The following is a 21,753-nucleotide window of genomic DNA, read 5'->3' on the forward strand; positions in this document are numbered from 1 at the left end:
CCGCCGTCCGTCGCACGTTGCGTGTAGTACTCGACCATGAGATCACCCGGGACGTTGCCCGGCGCAGTTCGCATTCTCGTGAGCGGCGCGAGCACGACACGGTGTTGCAGATGGAAATGTCCGACTTTCGTATGGCTGAAAAGCTTGCTCATGATTTCATCCTCAAAAGAGTATTGGGTGAAGACATAGTGGCTGCAAACGCCGCCAGGCAGTAGAGGCTACTGAGCGATAATTAGAATTCCGGCACGGAATAGGGAAAACGGCAAGCGCGGTTGCAACGGCGCCCAGCTCGACACGCAGCCTGCCGCCTGAACCGTTGAAAATGGCTGAATACGCGTATCCGCAGAGCGCCTGAGAGGCCGCGAACACGGTGGTGGCGCGGCCTTCACGAATCTCCCGTCGACTCGTCGACTCGATCTATCACCGCTCTGACGCGTCGGCACGCGAATAGCCGTCTCTCCAGAACACACCGTCAGCCCGTATCGTCGTTCGATCGAGAATACGATGCTGATCCATGGAGATCGGCGTAGCACGATGGGCAACCCTGAAGTTGTCAGCGATGACGACATCGCCTTCGAGCCAATGATGCACGTAAGAAGCGCCTGCGCGAGAAAGGTGCTCGTTCAGATGGTGCCGCAATGCCATGAACTCTTCGTTCGTATAGCCAACGATGCCGTGAGTAAGGCCGACATTGAAGTACAGCGACGGGTCGCGGGTGGCGGCATGACGGATGACGAGCGGGTGTTCTACTCCATTTCTATGGACCGTGATGAGGCCATCGATCGAGGCCTTCCGGTCGTCTGGAAGGGTCCTGTAGGCTTCCCGCAGATCTGTAAATAGCGTCTCGCCGCCATCGGCCGGCCGTGCAACCAGATACCAGATCGAAATGGGCGTCGCCTGTGCGCGAAACGAGCCGTCGGAATGCCAGTAGCGGCCAACGTTTGTGTGGCCATTGGAAGGACGGCTAGCCACGCGGAAAATTTGAGGAGAATCGGCCAACTGGCCTTCACCGGGGGGGAACGTCTCAAGGGTTCCAAAGATCTCTGACATCCTGACCTGATCGGCGGGCGAGAGCTTCTGATTCCGTATGGCCAGCAAGCCATGCTCGAGAAGTGCCGTGTGCAAGAGATCGGTATCCCTTTGCGTCAACGAGACCAGATCGACCTCTTCGACCCGCGCGCCAAAACTCGCATGCATCGCGCTGATCTTCATCGTTTCCTCCGATTGTTGCAGCCGTGCCAGATATCTCCCGCTGGAAGTCCGCCTTAAGTGCCTCGACACGTCCAGTCAAAGAAGCGACGCACCTTCGCAAGAGCGGCTCGCCTGGGAGAGACGCTCCCGGCTGATGGGGTGCGGGGAACGGCCGATACCGACCATTCCCCGTTTTCGTTCACGCAGATCAGGCCGCCGCGCCCGCGTCGACCGGCTTCGTCCATTCGTTGCCTTTCATGAACGGATCGTATTGGGTATGAACGATGTGATTCGTGTAGTTGCTCATGACCTTCGTTGCCACGCCGAGGATAACTTCGAGCACGTTTTGCCGCGTATATCCGGCGGCGAGGAACGCGTCGACATCGGCGTCCGAAGCGAACCCGCGTTCGCGAACGACGATCGTCGCGAAACGGTGCAGCGCTTCAAGCTTCGCGTCAGGCAAAGGCTTGCCTTCGCGCAGCGCCGCGATGACGCCGGCGTCCATCTTGATCATCTTCGCGAGAGCGGAATGACCGGCCATGCAGTAATGGCAGTTGTTCTCGAAGTTCGAGGTCAGATAGACGACCTGCTGTTCGTGTGGCGTCAGCGTGCTTTTTGCAAAGAGGTCCCACAATGCCGAGTAGCCCGCCAGAAGCTCCGGAGACTCGGCCATGTGGGACTGCAGGTTCGGCACGAAACCGAAAGTCTTTTTTGCGTCTTCCAGGCCCGCTTTTGAGGCGGCCGGGGCTGTTTCGATGGTGTACGAATTGAAGGTGCTCATCGTCTGCTCCACTGGGTGAAATTGATAATGAGCAGATGCTACGCGAGGCGCCAATGCCGCAGAAGACCGCCTTGCGGCATAACGTTCATTCCTGGCACGCATAGGTCGAACGCGCCTGGTGGCGTCCGATTCGTCCAGCTTTGCGCCGCGCGCAATGGACGATTGCACAGTAGCCGTATTCTGCGCGGCGCGGTGAATGCTTAAGCTTTGGACAGTCGACGTCGGATGGCAGCACCTCGCGTCGCCGGAGTCGGGGTCACGGAAGTGGTCTTGCCTGGGTCCCGCACACTGGACCAGACCTTCAGGTCTGAAGTGATCTCATTGCTCAAGGAACCAACATGTCTACTCCCTCGCGCCCGCTCACCGGACGCCCGCACTCCGCCCAGCTCACACAGGGGCTAATCGCCCTGTTTGCCTTCAGTTGCGCAGCGATCGCCGCCAACCTCTACTACGCACAACCCATCACCGAGTTGATTGCCCCGGCACTCCGCATGTCCGCCGGAACAGCTAGCCTCATCGTTTCGCTCACGCAGATCGGCTATGCGCTGGGCCTGTTCTTCATTGTGCCGCTCGGCGACCTGCTCGAGAACCGCAAGCTGATGATCGCCACTGCCATCGTGTCGATCGCAAGTCTTGCGGGGGCATCCGTCATGCACTCGTCGGGCGGGTTCCTCGCCATGTCGTTGCTGATCGGTTTCAGCTCGGTCGCAGTCCAGATCCTGATTCCCCTCGCCGCGCATCTCGCGCCAGACCACTCTCGCGGACGTGTGGTCGGCACAATCATGGGTGGACTCCTGCTCGGCATTCTGCTGTCGCGGCCGCTCTCGAGCGTGGTGGCCGGTTACTTCGGCTGGCGCTTCGTATTCGCAGCCGCCGCTGTACTAATGACCCTCGTCACCGCTGTCCTCACGCTGACGATTCCGCAGCATCAGCCCAGTCATCGCGCCACGTACTTCGAACTCATCGGCTCGTTGCTGCATCTCGTCCGTACGACGCCAGTGCTGCGTCACCGCTCGGTCTATCAGGCGTTAATGTTCGCGTCGTTCAGCCTGTTCTGGACGGCAGTGCCGATCGAACTGACACGCCACTATGGATTGTCGCAATCCGCTATCGGGCTGTTTGCCCTGGTCGGCGCGATCGGCGCCACGTCCGCGCCAGTGGCGGGCCGCCTCGCTGACGCTGGCCATTCGACCCAGGCAACCTTTATCGCGCTCATAGCTGGCGCCCTGTCCTTTGCACCCGCGCTCGTGCACCCTGCCTGGGGCGTCTACGGGCTCGTTGTCACCGGTATCGTGCTCGACTTCGCCGTACAGATGAACATGGTCGTTGGGCAGCGCGAAATCTATGCCCTGCCAGCGGCAAGTCGCAATCGCCTTAACGCACTGTACATGACAAGCATTTTCTCCGGCGGCGCAATCGGCTCCGCGGTCGCCAGTGTCCTGTACGAGCATGGCGGCTGGACGCTGGTAGCGAGCACTGCCACCGTGTTCCCGGTCATCGCGTTCGTGCATTTTCTGGCCATCGGCCGCCCGCATGCACTGCGTCGCAGTTAAGCCAGCGCAGCCGTCTCGTGGCCTGCACGCGGCAAGTTGGAGAGACACATGGTTGCAGGGCGCGGAGTCGAACCGCGCCCTGCCGTGTGATCAAGACAGCTGAATGACCCAAAGGCCGGCCGCTTCAGAAGCCCAAAGTTGTATCGCCGGAATTCTACCGTCCCTCTCCTACTGCGACACAACCCCTCCGTATACCACTTGACATGCAACGTTTTAGCTCGCCGCCAGATAGCGCTCGCTCCATGCCGCAATGATATTTGCTATATAAAGCGCGTCTTCTTTTTGTGTGACCAGATGATCCGCCTTGTCCAGAGAGAGAAAGCTCTTGGGGTGCTTTGCAGCTTTAAAGATGGCGTTGGCATTCTCGATTCCGACTGTTGTATCTCCGGGTGCGTGCATGACCATTAGAGGCAGTTTCAGCTGCGCAACGCGGTCTGCCAGGCGCTGTTTGTGCACATCGGTGATGAATTGCCGTTTTATTTTGAAGACTCGACCAGCAACACGGATCTGTGCTTCACCGAACGCATCGATTTGCGAGAGGTGCTCGCCAAATTGGCCTGTCACATGCGCCGGGTCGCTAGGCGCTGCAATGGTTACGACCGCGCGAATTTCAGGGATGCTTGACGCCGAAGCGAGAACTGCCGCGCCTCCCAGGCTATGCCCGATCATAAGGGTTGGAGCACAGTGGCTGGTACGCAAATAGTTTGCTGCGGCGATGAGGTCGAGGCAGTTTGAGGAAAAGTTAGTCTCGGAAAACTCACCTTCGCTTGCACCGATTCCTGTGAAGTCGAACCGAAGGACGGCTATGCCGTGCACCGTAAGTGCCTGCGCAATCCGGTGTGCAGCCACGATGTCTTTTCCGCATGTGAAGCAATGTGCGAACAGTGCGTAGGCGCGCGGGGGCGTATCCGGACTATCGAGGCGTCCTGATAGTTTCTGGCCGTTAGGTCCCGGGAATTCCAACTTCTCGGTTAGCATTTTCGTTACTCCGTTTCCCTCGCCGTTTGGTGCCCGTCGCAAGGCTGACGAAGTCTTTGTAGACAGCGCCTTCGTTGTGACACCTTCACTGATTCAAGGGTGTGGGTCGCCGCTCATGCGGCCAGCCAGGATGATGTGATCGAATCGATCGTTGCGCGTGTTCGGAGGGCTAAGCAACTGCCGTAATGTGCGGCATCAACCTGCATGTCCTGGCAAAACGTAGCGGGACGATGTCTCAGTTGATGGAATCAAGTTTGAAGATAAATGCCGAAAAGAAAAATACCGTTCCGCGTGATTGTGTATTCGTCCTGGAGCAACGAACCTTGAGGCGGCTGCAGCAGATTCTTTCGTCGGCCGATCCGGATCCGCGAGTCCAAACATCTCAACGACCTCGCCGAGCAGGACCATCCGGCGATCAATCGGCGCACGCGACCCATGCTGGGGTTCAAGTCTTTTCGCTGCGCCCGGATTCTGCCGGGCGGCATCGAAGTCATGCATATGATCGCCAAAGGACAGATGAAGCGTGCTCGCGGAATCCATCCGTCCGCCGCCGATCAATTCTACGTCTATCGGGACACGAGCTTGGCCGCCAGCTCGGTGACGTGCTTACCTTGATAGCGTGCGATGTCCAGTTCGTTCGCGCTGGGTTGACGGCTGCCGTCTGCGCCGGCGAGCGTCGTCGCACCGTAAGGCGTGCCGCCGGTGATTTCGTCCATCTTCGTGAGGCCAGCACATGCGTACGGCACACCGACGACAACCATGCCGTGGTGGAAGAGCGTGGTGTGGAACGACGAAATCGTAGTCTCCTGGCCGCCATGCTGCGTGCCGGTGGAAACGAACACGCTGCCAATCTTGCCGACCAGCGCGCCCTTCATCCACAGGGCGCCGGTTTGGTCCAGGAAGTTGCGCATTTGCGCGGCCATGTTACCGAAGCGGGTCGGCGTACCGAAGATAATGGCGTCGTAGTCCGCGAGTTCATCGACCGTCGCAACGGGTGCAGACTGGTTCAGCTTGATGCCGGTCGCCTTCGCCTGCTCGGCGGGAATCGTCTCGGGCACGCGCTTGAGCGTCACGGTCGCGCCAGCGACTGATTTCACGCCTTCAGCGATAGCGTTCGCCATCGTTTCGATGTGTCCGTAGGACGAGTAATACAGCACCAGAATTTTGGTCATTTGGGTTCTCCAGGTTTACAAGGCGACCTAAAAGGTCGATTAGCACCGCTGTCCGGCGCACTGCAATGCCGTGCGTAGCGCTGCGAGTGCGCAGAAGCGCACCGTTCGCACCGCCAGCATCGCGTTGTTGATGCTCATGACTCGACAGAGTTAAAACCTATGACGTCGGTTCTACCGCCGAGGACTTGCTGCAGCAGGTTCGCCGATACCCGCGCCTTCACGCTTCATCGGTAAGGTCCCGCATGCATGCCGAAGACAGCGAGCGATACCCAGGAAGCTTACGCGAACACCGTCGGGAGTCAATTGCGTCTCGCGTTACTTTCTGTCGCGTTTTAGTTGACGAAAGGCCATTTGGCAAGCACCACGCAACTTTTCATTGAGTTTGCGGCGCCGAGCCGTCACGCCCTGGTTGCGTCAACAAAATTGCGACTGTGAATATCAGCGTACCTGCTTGTTCGCGCGAAGCGTTCACGTAAACTTCGGATCACTTCGTACCACCATCGCTCAAGGAGTACACGATGATTCAAGTAAGAGCGGCCAGTGAACGAGGCCGCGCAGAACACGGATGGCTCAGCTCACGCCATACCTTTTCGTTCGCAAGCTACTATGACCCCAAGCAACTCGGCTACTCCGATTTGCTCGTCATCAACGACGACCGGGTAGCACCATCTCAGGGCTTTGGCACCCATCCTCATCGCGATATGGAGATTCTCTCCTACGTGCTCGAAGGCGCCCTTGAACATCGCGACTCCATGGGCACTGGTTCAGTCATCGTGCCTGGAGATGTACAGCTCATGAGCGCAGGCTCCGGCGTGACTCATAGCGAGTTCAACCATTCGAATCGCGAGCGAGTGCATTTTCTCCAGATTTGGGTCGTCCCGGCCGAGCATGGCGGAAAGCCGCTCTACCAGCAGAGGAACATCCCCAGCGCCGAAAAGCGCGGTCGACTTCGACTCATCGCCTCGCCGGACGGCTCCGATGAGTCGCTCGTCATCAGACAGGACACCCGTATCTATGCGGGGCTGCTCGACAAGGACGAACGCGCCACATATCACCTCGCACAGGGCAGGTATGCCTACGTGCACATCGCAAGTGGTTCGGTGAAGCTGAACGGCTCGACTCTTCAAGAGGGTGATGGCGCGAGGATTCATGCGGAATCAGCACTCGAATTCACAGAAGGCGAAAACGCAGAGGTCCTCTTGTTCGACCTGCGTCCGCTCGATAAAACCATCCGCGGTTAAATAGCCCAGCGCCGCAACACTTGTGGCGCAATACCTTGAGAAAGCAGCATGTCGAAGATTCTTGTTCTTTATTACTCGTCGTACGGTCACGTCGAAAAACTTGCGCAAGCCGTCGCAGAAGGTGCCCGCTCCATCAACGGCACACAGGTCACGATGAAGCGTGTTCCCGAGACCATCCCCGCTGAGCAGGCGAAGGATGCTGGCATCAAAATGAACCAGAAGGCGGAGATTGCAACCGTCGCTGAACTCGCCGAGTACGACGCCATCATCTTCGGTACGCCTACGCGCTTCGGAGATGTGGCGGCGCAGATGCGCAATTTCCTCGACCAGACTGGAGCTCTCTGGGCAAAGGGAGCATTGGTTGGCAAGCTGGCGAGCGTGTTCATCTCGACCGGCACTCAACACGGTGGACAGGAAACGACGCTACGCTCGTTCCATACCACGCTCCTCCACCATGGCATGGCAATCGTCGGTGTTCCCTATGCGTGTCAGGGCCTCACCAAGATGGACGAAATCACCGGCGGCTCGCCGTACGGTGCCACGACGCTCGCAGGCGCAGACGGCAGCCGTCAACCCAGCGCGAACGAGTTGGACATCGCGCGATACCAAGGGACATACATCGCAACTCTCGCTGCGCGCCTCACCGTGCAGCCGCCTCAGAATGCGACTTCGACCCAGGCGGCGGCCAACCCGGCTGGCAAGACCGCTTCCGCAACCAGCAAAGTCGAGTCGACGAGTACGACGCGTGCGAGCCGCGAAAATGAAGGACGCAAAGAAGCAGTACGCGCGGAGCCAAAGCGCGCGAACGCTGCAAACAACAGTCACGTGCCGGAGAGCTGGTTGAGCAGAAACAGCGATACGGCGCTGCTCGTCTCCCGTGTTCTGATGATGGTCCTCTTCCTCCTGTTCGGGTGGCAGAAGCTGACCGGGTTCAGCGGCACCATTGGGTACATGGCAAGCGTCGGCAGCCCGGCTCCGGGCCTTGCGGCGGCGGTCGCCGTGATTATGGAGCTGGCCGTTGGGTTACTCATCGCCGTGGGCTTCTATACCCGGCCGCTGGCTCTGCTGCTCGGCCTGTACACGCTCGGCACTGCATTGATCGGTCACCACTACTGGACGATGAGCGGTATGGAGCAGTACGCGAACATGATTAACTTCTACAAGAACATCAGCATCATGGGCGGCCTGCTTCTGCTCGCGGCCTCCGGTCCCGGCCGTTTCTCCTTCGACAAGAAGTAGCCGGCAAGTCCGGCAGTACATGACACCCGCAGGCGTCCCACGCGGCATTCCCGCGTGGGACGCCTGCGTGCGTTCTGTTGCCATCAGACGCGCCGGTTTCCAGCCCATGATGCTGAGCGACGCCTTCGAAACGTCCAACGCCTCTGCGACGCGCGTGAAGTTCCGATGCTTATGGACCGCCGCCAATGCCCGCGGCGAATCCGCTCACTGCATCGTCCTCTGGATAGCACTGAAGAAGTACGGCAGCCTACGTCGATGCGAGGCTGCTTCAAGTATCATAGCGACTACTCTGAGTCACAGATTGGTTGACACCCATGCAACTTGAGGACGTTCGAATATTCGTTGCCACGGTTAACGCAGGCAGCTTTACCGCGGCAGCGGACCAGTTGCAGCAATCAAAGCAATACGTCAGCCGGCGCATGGCAGCACTCGAAGAGACGCTCGGCGTTCGCCTTCTGGTCCGAAACACTCGCAAGCTCACAGTCACGGAACGGGGGCGCGAATTCTATGACCACGCACAGCGAATTATCGAGGCCGTCTCGAACGCCGAGGAGGCCATCTCCGAGCGACATGGTGTGCTGCACGGCGCCCTGCGCATCAGCGCGCCCCTTTCCTTTGGCATGCGCCACCTGTCGCCGCTGATTATCGAGTTCATGAAGCTGCATCCCCGTGTGCAGCTCAACGTCGACCTCAGCGATCGCCGTTCCGACCTTATCGGCGAAGGGTTTGACCTCGCATTGAGAATCGGTCCGCTGGCAGATTCCACGCTCATCGCCTCACGCCTTGGAGACCTGCGGACGACGGCGTGCTGCAGCCCCGCCTACGCAAAGGAATACGGAATTCCCGCGTCTCCTGGCGAGCTTGTCCACCACACGTGCCTTCTCTACGGAAAGGAGAGCACCACGGGATGGGAGTTCGCAATCGATGGCAACCGTCAGATGTTCGAAGTAAAGGGGATGCTCATTGCAAACAATGGTGAGCTGGTCAGGGACGCCGCGGTTGCCGATTCAGGGATTGCCCTGCTCCCGTACTTCATCGTTGGCCCGGCTATTGAAGAGGGAGCGCTCATCCCTGTTCTCGAATCGTTTGTTCCGCCGCCACTCCAGCTGAGTGCGGTGTACCCGCAGCATCGCCAGAGCTCACTCGCCATGCGAACGTTCCTCTCGTTCCTACAGGAACGCCTTGCCGGCACAGTTGCCCAACCGGTCTCCCGTCGCCCTCAGCGCGCTTGACCGCGCCCATGCAAGCCCACTGAATATCTTGATCCGCTGACATGGGCGGTAGGCGGCGTATCCTCCTCGATCAGACACTCGCCGCGTGTTCGCGGGGGCGCAGAATCGCTGCGCCCTGCCAGTTGGGTGCGCCACCACGCTCGTACTGCGGGGGGTAGTGGATCTGGTCGACCGCACCGAGTTGCTCGGCTGCATGCCACACCCAGCGAGGGTCGTCGATGAAGGCACGCCCCAGCGCCACGAAATCCGCCTGCCCTTCGGCGAGTATTGCTTCAGCCTGTTGCGGCTCGACGATCATGCCGACCGCCCGAGTCACTGCGCCGCTACGCGCTTTCACCTCCGCGGCAAGGTGAGTCTGGTATCCTGGGGTGACGGGAATGTTGGCGGGCGCCACGCCGCCCGATGAGAGGCATACGTAGGCCACACCACGTTGTTTGAGCGCACTCGACAGCGCCGACGCTTCGTCGATGGTGATCCCGCCGGGCAGCCAATCCGTTCCGGTAACGCGAAACCCGAGTGCCACATTCGGAGGCAGTACGTCCCCCACAGCTTCGGCGATCTCCAACGCGAAGCGCATGCGATTCTCGAGACTACCGCCGTACTCGTCCTGGCGCCGATTAGCAAGGGGCGAGAAAAACTGATGCAGCAGATAACCGTGAGCCGCGTGAATCTCCACAACGTCGAAACCCAGGCGGACGACGCGCAGCGCGGATGCGACAAAGCTCGCTTTTACCCTGACGATGTCCTGTGTCGTCATCTCGTGCGGCGTATGCCAACCCGCGACAAACGGAATGGCTGATGGTCCTTCCGTCGTCCACGGCTGTTCGTTTGGTCCGAGCGCTCCACGCCCTTCCCACGGACGCTGCGCGGACGACTTACGTCCGGCATGCCCAAGCTGAATCCCCCAACGCGTACCCGCCGGAGCTACTGCTCGCGCGGCCCCCATGACGCGCCCAAGTGCCTGTTCTGAAGCATCGTCATAAAGACCCAGGCAACCATAGGTAATTCTGGCATGGGGCTCGATGGCCGTTGCTTCGAGCATGATCAGGCCGGCCCCAGAAATTCCAAGCTGCATGAGGTTCATGAGGTGCCAGTTGTTGGCACGGCCGTCCACGGCGCTGTACTGGCACATTGGCGATACGACAATCCGGTTTTGCAGGCGGACTGCGCCGACGTCGAGGGGTGTGAAAAGCATTGCGGACATGACAATCCCAATAGGAAATGTTGAACGTGAGGTCGAAGACCGCGGCAGGTTTTGCCGCGATAAAAATGAGAGGACGAGACGGTCCCGATATGTATCGTACTGCTTATATCTCCAGCAAATAGAACTGCTCGGCGGCGGTTCGCGCAACGCCATCGTCCTTCATCTGCCCCTTCCTGATCATATGCGTCACTTCGATGCCAGACAGGAGGATCCGGGCGCCACGAAAAATTCTTGAACCCGAGCATCGCGCGAGTGCGCCGCTTGATCGCTCGGTGGTCCTGCTCGATGATGTTGTTTAGGCACTTCGTCTGCCGGATACTGGTGGGTATTTCCCGTTCGGCGTTGATGGCCTCGAGGCTAGCCAGATTGGCGCCACTTTCATCAATCGTCACCGTCTCGGGTTCGCCGTTATGAGCGATCGATTTTTTCGAAGTAACGCTTCGCCGCAGCCATGTCCCGATGGGCCCGCAGCAGGAAATCGATGGTGTTGCCGGCCTTGTCGACGGTGCTGTACGTACAAGGTAAAAGTGGCCATGGCGATGGGGAGTCAGATACGGCAGGGGTCAGTCTGGCAGGACTACCGCTTTCGCAGAAGGCTGCGATGAGGAATAGTAGCTATTCCTGGAGTGCATGACGATCCGAACGGACCACCTCTCCTGGGGGCCGCTTGGCACAAGCGCTTCTACCAATAGCCAACTGCGCCCCGCGGGCAGTATCTTGATATGTCGCCAGTCAACGGAACAGCACATCGATGGAATTGCGCCTGCTTGAGTATTTTCTCCGTGTGGCCGAATTCGGCAGCATCAGTCGGGCAGCGATGGATCTCGCCCTCTCTCAATCCGCGCTTTCCCGGCACATGGGTGCCTTGGAGCACGAATTGAACGTTCAGCTGTTTCTGAGAGATTCGTCTGGTGTAAAGCTCTCGGACGCCGGCGCCGAGCTGGCCGAACAAGCTCGAACTCTTTTGCTGCAGGCGGAGATTTTGCGAGAGGAGGTAGGTGCCAAGACGCTCGGGACCGTGAACTTCGCAATGCCCCTTTCAATGCAGAGAAGCGTGACTTCTCCCCTGATCGCGGAAATTGTGATGGAGCATCCGGATATTAAGGTTCGCGCTTACGAGGGCATTAATAATGTCCTGCGGGAGACGATGCGGAACGGCTTACCGGATTTGTGCGTCGTCGCGTTTTCCCCTATAGCGTCCCCCCTGTACGAGGAGGCTCCGCTACTCCGCGAACAGCTGTATTTAGTTGGTAACGCAAAGTCGGGCCTTGAACTTGACCGGTTCGTGACGGCATCCGAGATCGCTGACTTAAGAATGGTCATGCCAGGACGGCCCAACGTCGTCCGCCAGATGGTCGAGAGCCAGCTGCGGCGCATTGACCGCAGATACCTCAACGCCGCGGAAGCGGAGACGCTGCCCCTATGTCTGGATTTGGTGGTGCGCGGACTGGGGTATAGTGTCATGCCGTTTTGCGCCTTGTTCGAGCACCCATTACGTAGTCAAGTTTGCGCGGCTCCCATACGAGGCATGGTTCTGACGTGGGTTGTCGCTATAAACCGGAATCGAATGAATTCCGGCACCGTCGCTATCGCATGGCGGCGCATGCTGCGCCTGATTTCCATGCGAATTGACAGCGGAATGTGGCAAGGTGCTGAACTGATCTGGCGGCCCCAGGATAATAGTGAGGACAACGGGAACACACCTCTCTCCAGAATCTGTTAGGCACTTCCAGCCAGACCCGGCATCCCGGCTGGAGCATCAGAACTTCTGCTGCAGACCGGCCATGGCGCCAAGCTGATCCATGCCAGCTCCGACAGTACCGGCAACTGCAACCGGATTGGCAGCCAGCTTGCTGTTGAACATGTACCCGACCGACGTGTACACCATGGTGCGCTTCGATAGCAGGTGGTCATGCTGCGCGACTGGCAGAGCGGGGAGCCCGCTTTCGTCGAAGGCCATGGACGTGAGTTGAATGGCCGCGCCTGCTTTCGCATGAGGCGCCCCCCGTCGGTGTGCAAACTTCCCACGCATGGCAAGAGACCCATTCAGGGCACAGTGGAAACGCCCGCCGCATCCGGCGGGCGCGAGGCGGCTATCCCTGCGTAGCCCGCTGGTGGCTTCCCGAACTCAGATGCTCGGTGTGGTGCGAGGCCGATCGCCGGTGATCGATCAACCCGACCGCGATCGCTGCGGCTAGTGCGGGCAGACCGATCGTCATGAAGTTTTGCTTCAAAGGCAGGTCCATCCCCACAAGCACGCCGATCAGGATCGGCGCAAGAATGGCCCCGCTGCGACCGACGCCCAGGGCCCAGCCAATACCGGTTGAACGCACAGCCATCGGATAGAACTGGCCTGCGTAAGCGAAATTGACGATTTGCGTGCCAATCGTTGAGGCGCCGGCGAGACCGACCAGCACGAACAGCAAGCCGGTCGGCACTTTGTAGCCCAGCAGTGAGATCGATACGGCCGCGAGCAGATACATGAACACGAGCACAGTCTTGATGTGAAATTTGTCCGCAAGCCACCCACCGCAGACCGCGCCGATTATTGCGCCGAAGTTCAGGACGAACACGAACGTCATCGCGGATCCCAGGCTATAGCCAGCGCTCGCCATCAGTTTCGTCAACCACGAACTGAGGGCATAAGCCATAAAGAGGCACATGAAATTGGCGATCCAGAACATGATCGTGCTGAGTCCCCGGCCTTCGGTGAAAAGATGCCGGATAGGCGCGTTGGCAGCCTTGTCTTCGCTCCGCATGACGAACCGATCGCCGTCGCGCGGCTGGTAGTCTGGGTCGAGGTAATGCGCGATGCGCGCCAGTTTCTTCGTATTGCCGCACTTGATCAGGTGCGCCATCGACTCCGGCATCCATGCCAGCAGGAGCGGCACGATGAGCACCGGCACGCCCGCGGCAATGAACACCGAAGGCCAGCCATAGCGCTCGATCATCCCTTTCCCCAACGCGGCTGCCAGCATGCCGCCGACCGAGTAGCCAACAAACGCCAAGGTGACCATCATGCTGCGCACGCGCCGGGGCGAATACTCCGTCATCTGCGCGATGACGTTCGGCATCACGCCGCCGATGCCGACGCCCGCGAAGAACCGGGCGATACAAAATGCCATCGGACTCGCAGCGATCCCGGCTACCGCGGTAAAGACACTGAACATCGTCAGGCTGAGCGCAGTCGCCCATCGACGTCCAATCCGATCGGCGACAGTTCCGACGACGATGTTGCCGAACATTATCCCGAAGAAAGCGGAACTCACCATGAAGCCGACCGTGGCCGGATTGACGGCCATTGCTTTCATGATTGACGGCAACGCAATACCGGCAATTGCCAGATCGTAGCCATCGAATACAATGACTAGCGCGCACCAAAACAAAACGACATAGTGCAGGCGATTCAGCTTGGCGTCATCGGCAAGTGCGTGCAACTCGATTTCCCGCATGAAACTCTCCTTGATTTCCATATGTGAGCGTAGGCAACAGCGCTTCGGCGTCAACCCGCGACTCCGGCTTGACATCCTTGCGGTTCTCGAACAGACGGCGAGTCCGATCACCATCAGCCCCCCATAGGGAGAAAGCAGGCGTCTCTTCGCTTTTTAATTTTTATTGCTAATCATTTGAGTGACCACCATATCGCGCAATGACCAATTCAGTGCGCGATGCCACCGGGAATTTCCCGTCGTTGTCATGCCCGGCAATGATCCGCCTCATCTGGCTAAATTGGTTTTTCACGAGTTGCGTGACCTTGCTTCTTTTAATGGTGGACCCGTGCACGAGGTGCGCGGATCTACTAACGATCGTTCAATGCAGGTATGCCAAGCATTAGCCTCGCCTCGGCCGGCGACGCGACTTCGAGACCCAGGTCACGGATGCAACGCACCAGACGTTCAACGAGTTGCGCGTTGCTGGTGGCAAGCACCCCTTTGCTGTAGTAGATGTTGTCCTCGAAACCAACGCGAGCATTCCCCCCCATGAGCACCGACGTTAAGGCGGCAGGAAGTTGGTTGGGGCCAATCCCCAGCGTTGAGAACCGAGTGTTTGAGGGAAGCATCGCAACATAATTCGCGATGCGTTGAGGACTGTACGCGACAGCGCCCTGGTTAACCCGATTCATTCCCATAACAAAGCTGAATGAAAAGGGCGGCTTCAACACGCCTTCGTTAATCAGCATGATCGCGTCGTCGAGTTGGGAATCGTTGAAGATCTCCAGCTCCGGCTTGATATTACGCTCGTCCATCATCCTTGCGGCCTTGCGCAGAAAGTTGCGCGTCCATTCGATAATGATGTCTTTACCGTGCGCGGAAATAACGGATATACCCATATCCAAAGATGCCATTTCGGGCAGCGCGTCGAGTACAGCCAGTCCATCGTCCGCGCTGTTCGGGTTCGGGCCCAGCGCCGGCGCGATGCTGTTCTGGATGATGATGCTGCACTTATCGCGGACCCGCTGATTGATGTCCTTGAAGACTTCGGGGTCGTTGGTTTGGATACCATTGATATCGCGTGCATGCATATGCGCCAGCGATGCCCCCGCGTTATAGGCTTCATATACTGACTGCGCTACTTCGTCAGGTTGGATCGGCAACGCCGGATTAGCCTCCTTTCCCTGAAAATTACTGGTTGGTGCAACCGTCACTATTACTTTGCGTTCCATGTTGATCTCTTTGGTGAAAATATTAAGCTTCTAGACGTTGGTTTTCCGACCCATCAATACGTTAACCAATGCGCTCATCAGCACTTCTTCACGATGATTCCGTAGCTCGAAACTGAGCTTCAGCTTACCGGTGAGCGGCCGGGACGATGGTTCTGCGCTTACGACAGTAACCACAGCGCGGACCAGGTCCCCCGGTCGCAATGGCCGATGCCACCGCAAATAGTCCAAACCCGGGGAACCCATGTTTGCCGAGCGGTTGAATACAGACCGCACCACCAAGCCCATGCAGATCGCCCATACATGACCTCCACTGGCGATCAGCCCGCCATAGATAGTCCCGGCACAGAAAGCCTCGTCCAGATGAAACGGCTGAGGGTCGTACTGGTTGGCAAAGCCGACGATCTCTTCCTTTGTGACTTTGCGCTGACCGCATGCAAAGGAGTGCCCTGGCTGAAAGTCTTCCCAAAACAAGTCAATTTTTTCCGGCCGTACTGCATTCACCTCTGGAAGCGCATCGCGTGCATTAATTTGATAGGCGTCCGACATATAAATACCGAGTTGTTTATGATGAAATTTTCGCCCTACTGCGAGTCTGCCGTTAGGAGCGGCTGGCTTGTGAACACATGGTAAGGACACGGATATCGATTCTCAATATAAATATCGAGATGGTCGTTACCCGTTCATTGCATACCAAGATGCTATGGGTTTTGGTGCAAATGGCGAGGGCGAATCGGTTACAGTGTCGAGCTGACCGAATTGAGAACTGGCAACGGGTAAGCCGAAGGGCGTGGTCAGGTTTACCCGCATCCGCGCAGGGATAGCGCTTGTAAGCACCTTGCGGCGGAGTTAACTAATGTTCATCGCCTTCATCAATTTCGCGCCCTTCGTCGATGGACGAAGGCAGTGTGAACACGCTCCAGACTAATCCACAACTTCCATTGCGGCGAAACTGTTTCCCGCTTCACTCATCGACGAGGCAAAGCGCCAGCGCTGACTGCGCACCTCGTGCAGCACCCTCTCCTCCAGCGCCTTGGTCACTTGCTGCAAGCCCACGCTATGCCGGCGTTCTTCGCTGCGGAAGATCGACCACGTAATGAATAGCCCCTTGATCGGAGCAAAGGACAGCATGTCCAAATCTGGGCATTCATGGAGGGCACAGTAGGGTACGACTGTATATCCCAGCCTGTTTTTTACAAGCGCAAGGCACAGTCCGAGCGTCTCGACTTCCGCGGCACGGATAAAAGTCTGGCCGTGGCGCTTAAGATATCCGACCACGCTGTTTCGTATAATGTTCGGGCGCCCCGGGAGAGCGAGCGGGATCGAGCCGATCCGATCAGCTGTAATCGGCGTATCCGGCTGAAGACCGTGATCGGCGGGGGCGACCAGAAGAAGCTGTTCCCGTACCAGGGGCGTTTGCACCGTTTTAGGCAGCGGCCTTTCGGAAAAATGCATGATCGACGCGTCGACGAGCCCCTGCTCCGTCCATTCGCGAAGATGATGGTTAAAGGCTTCGAAGACCTGTAGCTTAACGGTCGGCTGCTGTGCGATGGTCTCCACGGTGAACGGCACCGTAATTAGCTTGTGCATGGACAATGGCAGACCGATAGCCACCTGAGCCTGTGGCTGATGCCCGATTTCACTGCGCAAGAGCTGGGCCCGCCTCAAGATCGGCGGTGCACCCCGTACAAGTTTTTCTCCTGCATCCGTCAACTTCACACCGTGCGCATCACGAGTCAGCAACCGTACACCCAGTTCGTGTTCCAAGGCGGCGATGCGCCGCGAAAGCGCAGGCTGAGTCATGTCCAGTTCGAGTGCAGCACGGTTTATGCTGCCATATTCAGCAACCTGAAGGAAACACTCGACTTTTTCCAGATCCATCGTTCTCTCCCTTGATTTCGCAAATGGGTCTTAAACGGAATACGTTGAACGGTCATGCCAATTATCGCCTAGTCGTACAGGTTAGCGAACTTTAACATTCACTCAGACTAGTCAACCATAGGAGACCTGAAGTGAATGATGCAAGCAAGCGTGTGCCGCTGCGGCGCGTGGTGACGGGATTCGACGAGGCGGGCAAGTCGGTGGTAGCTCAGGACGGCGGATGCGATTTCGTCCTGGACAAGTCGCCGGCCTGGATCGTGAGCGATCTGTGGATGACCTCCGATGACGCCGCCGCCGATGCTTCGAAGAAAGAAGCCTGTACGAACGATATCAGTCTGATGCCTCCGTCCGGGGGTAGCGTGTTCCGCGTCGTCCAGTTTGCTCCGGACAAGGACTATATGGGCAAATGGGATGCGGACGCGGCGTTCGCCAGCGTGGGCCACCACACGAACGACGCGCAGAACCGGCCGAGCGATGAGGAAGCAGGCAAGATCGCCCGGCCGAAAGGAATGCACCAGACCGACACGGTGGATTACGCGATTGTGATGTCGGGTGAGATCTGGCTCGTAATGGACGAGGGAGAAACCCTTCTGAAAGCCGGCGACATCCTGATCCAGCGCGCCACCAATCACGGCTGGAGCAATCGCAGCGATAGCCCCGCACTCGTCGCATTCGCGCTGCTTGATCAATCGAAAAAGTAATCTCCGCGAGAATCAGTCTCATGATAGTGAGCGAGGGAACCTGCCGACTCGTGGCCGGGCAGTTCATGCCAACGGCCGCATTGTCTGCTAAGTAGGGGCGAGCCGCGCAAGGTTCGACCCTCTGGCGGGCCCGGTTGGGCTGTCATGGGTTGTCGGACGTGCCAACTCGTCAAATGCGGCGATGCAAGAGCGGTTGTCATCGACAACTGTGGCCGCATCCCACAAGTGGAGAAGCTCGCCGAAATAGTGGTTGCGGTTGGCGATTTCCTCAACATCGCATAAGCAGCACTCAAATATGCAGTCTTTTCTGAGTACTTCGATCTTGCGCAGACTTATCCTACGGACACCTACGTGAGCTATCTATGCGACAAGCAGGACACTCACACAATCACCAACAGCGAAGCCGCTGACCTGCGGCATCGCCTCTAAAGTCGCATCAACCGTAAATAAAAGGAACTTGATATGAACACTACTGATAAGAAGCCGTTTGTCACGGTGCCGCTGGAAGCCAGTTCATTTCCGACGGCGTTCCCGTTTGCAGAACGTTCGGCTTCACAAAGCCTCTCCTACGGTCATCCGGGTGCCGAAGAGTATCGGTGCGAGATTTTCGGAATCAATCATTTCCAAAAGGAAGGTCTGGTTCGCGAAGCATCGACTGGACGCACGTGGCGACTCGCCGCGGACGAAGGTAGCTACCTTCGGGGCACCGACCTGGCTCCGGCACCGCTCAGCCATTGGGGCGCTGGAATCCATGGCGACGTTGTCCTCACGATAGCGTCGTTGGCGCGAGCGCAGGGTCTGGAATTGCGAAAGCTTTCTGTGGTCGTTCAGCAAGGGTTTGCGTCAAAGGGATCGTTGGCCAAGGGTGAAGCGGTCGGCCTGGTTTTCAACTTGTCGTGCCAAGTCGAAATGGATATCGACTGTGATAGGAACACCGCCTCTAATCTCGTGAAGCAAGCATTGTTAGCGTCACCAGTAATGAATGCAATGATCACTGCGCGCGAGGGAACTTTTGCTCTCTATTTGAACAATCAGCGAACGCCGCATTCGGGTTTGCTGGACAGCAAAAATTCTCAAACGGACCCGCTAACGATCCATTCGGGTACGTTTGAACCAACGAACGAGTCGGTGTGGCCAACTATCGTCACGCGCCGTCCTGGGACGGGGGAAAAGGGATTTGTGCTGGAAGACGACAGTGCGAGCTCGGTGAGTTGGTATGTGCAGGCAGAAGGCGAACTTGATATGGGTACCGGCCTCGTTCATACAACCGTGAATTTTCCCAAAACAGGAGCCAACAGTCGTTGGTCCCTTGTTAGCGATGGCTCGGGGAAGATGGCGCCTTCGCCGCGCGCCTATTTCTCTATCGGTACGGCGTTTTGCTACCACACGCAGTTCTGTCGCTATATTGATTTTCGCCGTCTCTCTGTCGGGCCGACAGTTCTCGTTCAGTCGTCGTCCTTTTCAGTAGACGACACGGGCGGCTCCTTGAAGGCCAGCGCGTCTCCCTTCGATACACACGTCTTTCTTAACGGAGACATCGACGTCGCGGCGGCTACACCGTTGCCAAAAGTCGCCGCGAACACGTGCTACGCCCATCGTGCGCTTGAGACTGCAATTGAAATGAGCGTGGATATCAATCTCATGCAAACCACGAATTGATCCAGGTTGATGCGCCCAATTCCACCAAAACGGAATGGGCGCAATCCGTTCAGAGTCTTCTCGACCGGAATCAATAGAAAGAACAGCGCCACCTACCGACAGAACAAGCGTCAAGGATACGAAATGAAGCAGTAGGAGCGCACATTTCTCAGAGTTCCTGGAAACGACATGCGATTGATGAGTTACCGAATCGTATTCGCATCGTTTATAGGCTTGGTCTGCGGTGCAAGTACTCTGATCGTTTTCGGAGTAGGTATATTCGCAGGGTCATTGAAGGCAGAATTTTGCTGGCATACGGAGTTCGTTTAGCAATCGCAATTAAACGTAGTTACTCATCTAATAAAAAACAGGATTGGAGACGTAATGAAAAAATCATCTGTTAATCACAAAAGATTGGCATCAGGATTCGTTTTATTGATGTGGATTGTGTCAGCAAGAGCTCAAAGCGCCGTGACCCTGTATGGAATTGTCGATTCAGGTCTTCAGTATGCAAGCAAGGTTGCAACCGCGTCGGGAGGGAATGCCGGAAATTCGTTTGCCTTCAACAATGCTGGACTCGGTCTATCGACGTTTGGGCTCCGGGGACGTGAAGACCTGGGCGGGGGGCTCTCAACAAATTTCGACCTTGAAAGTGGAATTAGCACGGCGAATGGCGGATTCGCATCTTCTAACGGGAATTTCTGGGGGCGTAGGGCTTGGGTCGGCATCAATGGAGGGCTCGGTGAGATACGATTCGGGTTGCAAGCCTCTCCATTCTTTCTTACCATGTTCGACTCTGATCCGCGTAGCTTTTCCTCATTCGCGAGTGGTCTCGTCATCTATGGCGACAACGTCGCATTCACGGGCGGTATGAATTCGAATGCAATCACGTACATAAGTCCGAAGGTCGCGGGTTTCAACGCGAGCGCTATGTTCGCCCCAGGAGGGGTGGCTGGAAACTTTCAGGCCGGTCAGCAATGGTCGGCCAGCGCGAACTACGACACTGGCACAGTGATGGTCAACGCTGCCATGTATCATGGCAACGCTGGCGGAGCCAGCACGCCGGTTCCCACAACCGTGCAGTTCGACGGGCGCACGCTCGGTGTTGCATACCGGTTCAATGGGTTCAGGCTGAAGGCGTCCATTGTGAACTACAACGTGGCCGGATCATTGAACGAGTACGTTTACGGTGCCGGCGCAGATTATGTTGTCACGCCGAGTGTTAGTGTCAACGCGGGAGCGTGGTTTTCTATTGACCGCAACCACGAACCAAATCACTCACTGCTCGCCGGTGTGGGTGCAACTTATCTGCTCTCCGTACGAACGGCCCTTTATGCGCAAGCCGGCATGGTGAGTAACCACGGCAAAATGAATACCGGCCTCTCGGTGACGGAGTCTTCGATCATGCGCGAAGTACGCAATGCAACGGCATTTGGAGCCAATTTCGGCATACGGCACACTTTCTGACTCGCTGTGACGCCAGCGCTTTAGACCAGAAACGGTTTAAAAGCGGTACTTCGCGCGTTACACATGACGCCGTCCGTGTTCGCGTCGCGCTGGATCGTGGAAAGCAAGAAGCCGTCGGTGACGATGGTGTGCCTGAAAGCAGGGCGCGCGATCGGCAGAGTTCGTGCCGGTCGCGCTACCCGCCCCAACTGTGCGGATCGATGACGATGCGACCGCCGCACGAGGGAAGTCGAATCTCATTGAATGACTCATCAGGTTAATGATAGATACTGGAAAAAGCGCTGTCGCGCTCACTCTTCCATGAACTTCTGCAGCAGGCGGCCAAGTTCTTCAAACTCCGTCGTGGTGAATTTCTTCAAACGTGCATTCAGCACTTCCGGCGCGATCATCGGGATCTCGGCGGTGACTTCCCCGCCCTTCTTCGTCAGCACCAGGTCGACCATCCGCCGATCGTCCATCCTTCGCGAGCGTTCCAGCAACCCCTTCGCTTCCAGCTTGTCCAGCATCCGCGTCATTAAACCCGTGTCAACGGACAGCACCTTCGAGATCTCGAACGGCGTGGAGGCCAAGCCGCGCTGCATCGCGAAGAGAATGCCCATCTGTGGTGTCGTGATGTCGAGATCCTTGAGGGCCGCATCCATTTCCGCAATGATCAGGTAGCGCGCCCTGGCCAGCATGACCGCGACGCTTTGCGTCAAAGAGAAACCTTCGATCGTGTAGTGCCTCATGGCGCGGTCCTGTTTTCTATACGTTAGTTCTACGACCAGCTTTAATTGTCGGTGAGTCAGCCACCAATCCGAGCTGTCGCGAGCCGG

At 57.7% G+C, this 21,753-nt stretch carries 18 protein-coding genes and 5 pseudogenes; 10 read left to right on the forward strand and 13 right to left on the reverse strand.

Annotation, left to right across the window (positions count from 1 at the left end):
* From P3T22_RS31510 to P3T22_RS31520, 3 genes and pseudogenes are all read right to left on the reverse strand, one after another.
* Positions 1-152 (reverse strand): annotated as a pseudogene (locus P3T22_RS31510) (alkene reductase); the annotation flags it as partial.
* 268 nt (positions 153-420) lie between these two features.
* Positions 421-1,212, reverse strand: coding sequence for a TauD/TfdA dioxygenase family protein (locus tag P3T22_RS31515; RefSeq protein WP_429327080.1), 792 nt, complete (start codon positions 1,210-1,212; stop codon positions 421-423).
* Positions 1,213-1,399: 187 nt separating this feature from the next.
* Entirely contained in the window at positions 1,400-1,972 is a 573-nt protein-coding gene (locus P3T22_RS31520) for a carboxymuconolactone decarboxylase family protein (RefSeq protein ID WP_063499397.1), read from the reverse strand.
* A gap of 338 nt (positions 1,973-2,310) precedes the next feature.
* Between P3T22_RS31520 and P3T22_RS31525 the strand changes: the two genes are divergently transcribed.
* Positions 2,311-3,525: an MFS transporter gene (locus P3T22_RS31525; protein WP_429327081.1), complete on the forward strand. Its 1,215-nt coding sequence runs from the start codon at positions 2,311-2,313 to the stop codon at positions 3,523-3,525.
* 213 nt (positions 3,526-3,738) lie between these two features.
* Here the strand turns inward: P3T22_RS31525 and P3T22_RS31530 are convergent, their stop codons facing one another.
* On the reverse strand, positions 3,739-4,503 hold the full coding sequence (locus tag P3T22_RS31530) for an alpha/beta hydrolase family protein (RefSeq protein WP_063499399.1): 765 nt from the start codon (positions 4,501-4,503) through the stop codon (positions 3,739-3,741).
* A gap of 354 nt (positions 4,504-4,857) precedes the next feature.
* Between P3T22_RS31530 and P3T22_RS31535 the strand changes: the two are divergent.
* Positions 4,858-5,118: pseudogene (locus P3T22_RS31535) on the forward strand (DDE-type integrase/transposase/recombinase); the annotation flags it as partial.
* Here P3T22_RS31535 and wrbA (P3T22_RS31540) read toward each other — a convergent pair.
* A complete protein-coding gene (gene wrbA / locus P3T22_RS31540) occupies positions 5,070-5,675 on the reverse strand; it encodes an NAD(P)H:quinone oxidoreductase (RefSeq protein ID WP_063499400.1) in 606 nt (201 codons plus the stop codon). The pseudogene P3T22_RS31535 and the gene wrbA (P3T22_RS31540) sit on opposite strands and share 49 nt — an antisense overlap.
* A gap of 518 nt (positions 5,676-6,193) precedes the next feature.
* Between wrbA (P3T22_RS31540) and P3T22_RS31545 the strand changes: the two genes are divergently transcribed.
* The 4 genes and pseudogenes from P3T22_RS31545 to P3T22_RS31560 all read left to right on the forward strand — a co-directional run bounded on the left by P3T22_RS31545 (position 6,194) and on the right by P3T22_RS31560 (position 9,387).
* Positions 6,194-6,916 (forward strand): pirin family protein, encoded by a 723-nt coding sequence (locus P3T22_RS31545; protein ID WP_063499401.1) that lies wholly within the window; start codon positions 6,194-6,196, stop codon positions 6,914-6,916.
* A 48-nt stretch (positions 6,917-6,964) separates the two neighbouring features.
* A pseudogene (gene wrbA, locus P3T22_RS31550) lies at positions 6,965-7,558 on the forward strand (NAD(P)H:quinone oxidoreductase); the annotation flags it as partial.
* A gap of 183 nt (positions 7,559-7,741) precedes the next feature.
* Positions 7,742-8,155, forward strand: coding sequence for a DoxX family protein (locus tag P3T22_RS31555; RefSeq protein ID WP_256390502.1), 414 nt, complete (start codon positions 7,742-7,744; stop codon positions 8,153-8,155).
* A gap of 314 nt (positions 8,156-8,469) precedes the next feature.
* Positions 8,470-9,387 carry a LysR family transcriptional regulator gene (locus P3T22_RS31560; protein ID WP_063499402.1) on the forward strand — a complete coding sequence of 306 codons (918 nt, stop codon included), beginning with the start codon at positions 8,470-8,472 and terminating at the stop codon, positions 9,385-9,387.
* 70 nt (positions 9,388-9,457) lie between these two features.
* Here the strand turns inward: P3T22_RS31560 and P3T22_RS31565 are convergent, their stop codons facing one another.
* Both P3T22_RS31565 and P3T22_RS31570 read right to left on the reverse strand, forming a co-directional pair.
* The gene (locus P3T22_RS31565; RefSeq protein ID WP_063499403.1) at positions 9,458-10,591 is read right to left on the reverse strand and encodes an NADH:flavin oxidoreductase/NADH oxidase; all 1,134 of its coding nucleotides are present in this window, start codon (positions 10,589-10,591) and stop codon (positions 9,458-9,460) included.
* A gap of 103 nt (positions 10,592-10,694) precedes the next feature.
* A pseudogene (locus P3T22_RS31570) lies at positions 10,695-11,104 on the reverse strand (IS6 family transposase); the annotation flags it as partial.
* 238 nt (positions 11,105-11,342) lie between these two features.
* Here P3T22_RS31570 and P3T22_RS31575 point away from each other — a divergent pair.
* Positions 11,343-12,314 carry a LysR family transcriptional regulator gene (locus P3T22_RS31575; protein ID WP_429327082.1) on the forward strand — a complete coding sequence of 324 codons (972 nt, stop codon included), beginning with the start codon at positions 11,343-11,345 and terminating at the stop codon, positions 12,312-12,314.
* 36 nt (positions 12,315-12,350) lie between these two features.
* Here P3T22_RS31575 and P3T22_RS31580 read toward each other — a convergent pair.
* The 5 genes and pseudogenes from P3T22_RS31580 to P3T22_RS31600 all read right to left on the reverse strand — a co-directional run.
* Positions 12,351-12,497, reverse strand: a pseudogene (locus P3T22_RS31580) (porin); the annotation flags it as partial.
* Between the two features lie 187 nt (positions 12,498-12,684).
* Entirely contained in the window at positions 12,685-14,043 is a 1,359-nt protein-coding gene (locus P3T22_RS31585; RefSeq protein WP_063499406.1) for an MFS transporter, read from the reverse strand.
* A gap of 347 nt (positions 14,044-14,390) precedes the next feature.
* Positions 14,391-15,254: a 3-keto-5-aminohexanoate cleavage protein gene (locus P3T22_RS31590; protein ID WP_063499407.1), complete on the reverse strand. Its 864-nt coding sequence runs from the start codon at positions 15,252-15,254 to the stop codon at positions 14,391-14,393.
* A gap of 30 nt (positions 15,255-15,284) precedes the next feature.
* Entirely contained in the window at positions 15,285-15,800 is a 516-nt protein-coding gene (locus tag P3T22_RS31595; RefSeq protein WP_429327083.1) for a MaoC/PaaZ C-terminal domain-containing protein, read from the reverse strand.
* Between the two features lie 375 nt (positions 15,801-16,175).
* Positions 16,176-17,132 carry a LysR family transcriptional regulator gene (locus P3T22_RS31600; protein ID WP_063499408.1) on the reverse strand — a complete coding sequence of 319 codons (957 nt, stop codon included), beginning with the start codon at positions 17,130-17,132 and terminating at the stop codon, positions 16,176-16,178.
* 131 nt (positions 17,133-17,263) lie between these two features.
* Between P3T22_RS31600 and P3T22_RS31605 the strand changes: the two genes are divergently transcribed.
* From P3T22_RS31605 to P3T22_RS31615, 3 genes are all read left to right on the forward strand, one after another.
* The gene (locus tag P3T22_RS31605; RefSeq protein ID WP_429327084.1) at positions 17,264-17,833 is read left to right on the forward strand and encodes a cupin domain-containing protein; all 570 of its coding nucleotides are present in this window, start codon (positions 17,264-17,266) and stop codon (positions 17,831-17,833) included.
* A 462-nt stretch (positions 17,834-18,295) separates the two neighbouring features.
* Entirely contained in the window at positions 18,296-19,492 is a 1,197-nt protein-coding gene (locus P3T22_RS31610; RefSeq protein ID WP_063499409.1) for a hypothetical protein, read from the forward strand.
* Positions 19,493-19,855: 363 nt separating this feature from the next.
* Entirely contained in the window at positions 19,856-20,938 is a 1,083-nt protein-coding gene (locus P3T22_RS31615; protein WP_082855354.1) for a porin, read from the forward strand.
* A gap of 290 nt (positions 20,939-21,228) precedes the next feature.
* Here P3T22_RS31615 and P3T22_RS31620 read toward each other — a convergent pair whose 3' ends face one another.
* A complete protein-coding gene (locus tag P3T22_RS31620; RefSeq protein ID WP_063499411.1) occupies positions 21,229-21,666 on the reverse strand; it encodes a MarR family winged helix-turn-helix transcriptional regulator in 438 nt (145 codons plus the stop codon).
* Between the last annotated feature and the right edge of the window lie 87 nt (positions 21,667-21,753).

Origin of the sequence: Paraburkholderia sp. GAS348, assembly GCF_050434205.1 — a bacterium.
Taxonomy (GTDB): domain Bacteria; phylum Pseudomonadota; class Gammaproteobacteria; order Burkholderiales; family Burkholderiaceae; genus Paraburkholderia.

Coding starts and splice junctions, on each gene's coding strand:
- P3T22_RS31515 (WP_429327080.1), bottom strand. CDS start 1,212: ATGAAGATCAGCGCGATGCATGCGAGTTTTGGCGCGCGGGTCGAAGAG.
- P3T22_RS31520 (WP_063499397.1), bottom strand. CDS start 1,972: ATGAGCACCTTCAATTCGTACACCATCGAAACAGCCCCGGCCGCCTCA.
- P3T22_RS31525 (WP_429327081.1), top strand. CDS start 2,311: ATGTCTACTCCCTCGCGCCCGCTCACCGGACGCCCGCACTCCGCCCAG.
- P3T22_RS31530 (WP_063499399.1), bottom strand. CDS start 4,503: ATGCTAACCGAGAAGTTGGAATTCCCGGGACCTAACGGCCAGAAACTA.
- wrbA (WP_063499400.1), bottom strand. CDS start 5,675: ATGACCAAAATTCTGGTGCTGTATTACTCGTCCTACGGACACATCGAA.
- P3T22_RS31545 (WP_063499401.1), top strand. CDS start 6,194: ATGATTCAAGTAAGAGCGGCCAGTGAACGAGGCCGCGCAGAACACGGA.
- P3T22_RS31560 (WP_063499402.1), top strand. CDS start 8,470: ATGCAACTTGAGGACGTTCGAATATTCGTTGCCACGGTTAACGCAGGC.
- P3T22_RS31565 (WP_063499403.1), bottom strand. CDS start 10,591: ATGTCCGCAATGCTTTTCACACCCCTCGACGTCGGCGCAGTCCGCCTG.
- P3T22_RS31575 (WP_429327082.1), top strand. CDS start 11,343: ATGGAATTGCGCCTGCTTGAGTATTTTCTCCGTGTGGCCGAATTCGGC.
- P3T22_RS31585 (WP_063499406.1), bottom strand. CDS start 14,043: ATGCGGGAAATCGAGTTGCACGCACTTGCCGATGACGCCAAGCTGAAT.
- P3T22_RS31590 (WP_063499407.1), bottom strand. CDS start 15,254: ATGGAACGCAAAGTAATAGTGACGGTTGCACCAACCAGTAATTTTCAG.
- P3T22_RS31595 (WP_429327083.1), bottom strand. CDS start 15,800: ATGTCGGACGCCTATCAAATTAATGCACGCGATGCGCTTCCAGAGGTG.
- P3T22_RS31600 (WP_063499408.1), bottom strand. CDS start 17,132: ATGGATCTGGAAAAAGTCGAGTGTTTCCTTCAGGTTGCTGAATATGGC.
- P3T22_RS31610 (WP_063499409.1), top strand. CDS start 18,296: ATGAACACTACTGATAAGAAGCCGTTTGTCACGGTGCCGCTGGAAGCC.
- P3T22_RS31615 (WP_082855354.1), top strand. CDS start 19,856: ATGAAAAAATCATCTGTTAATCACAAAAGATTGGCATCAGGATTCGTT.
- P3T22_RS31620 (WP_063499411.1), bottom strand. CDS start 21,666: ATGAGGCACTACACGATCGAAGGTTTCTCTTTGACGCAAAGCGTCGCG.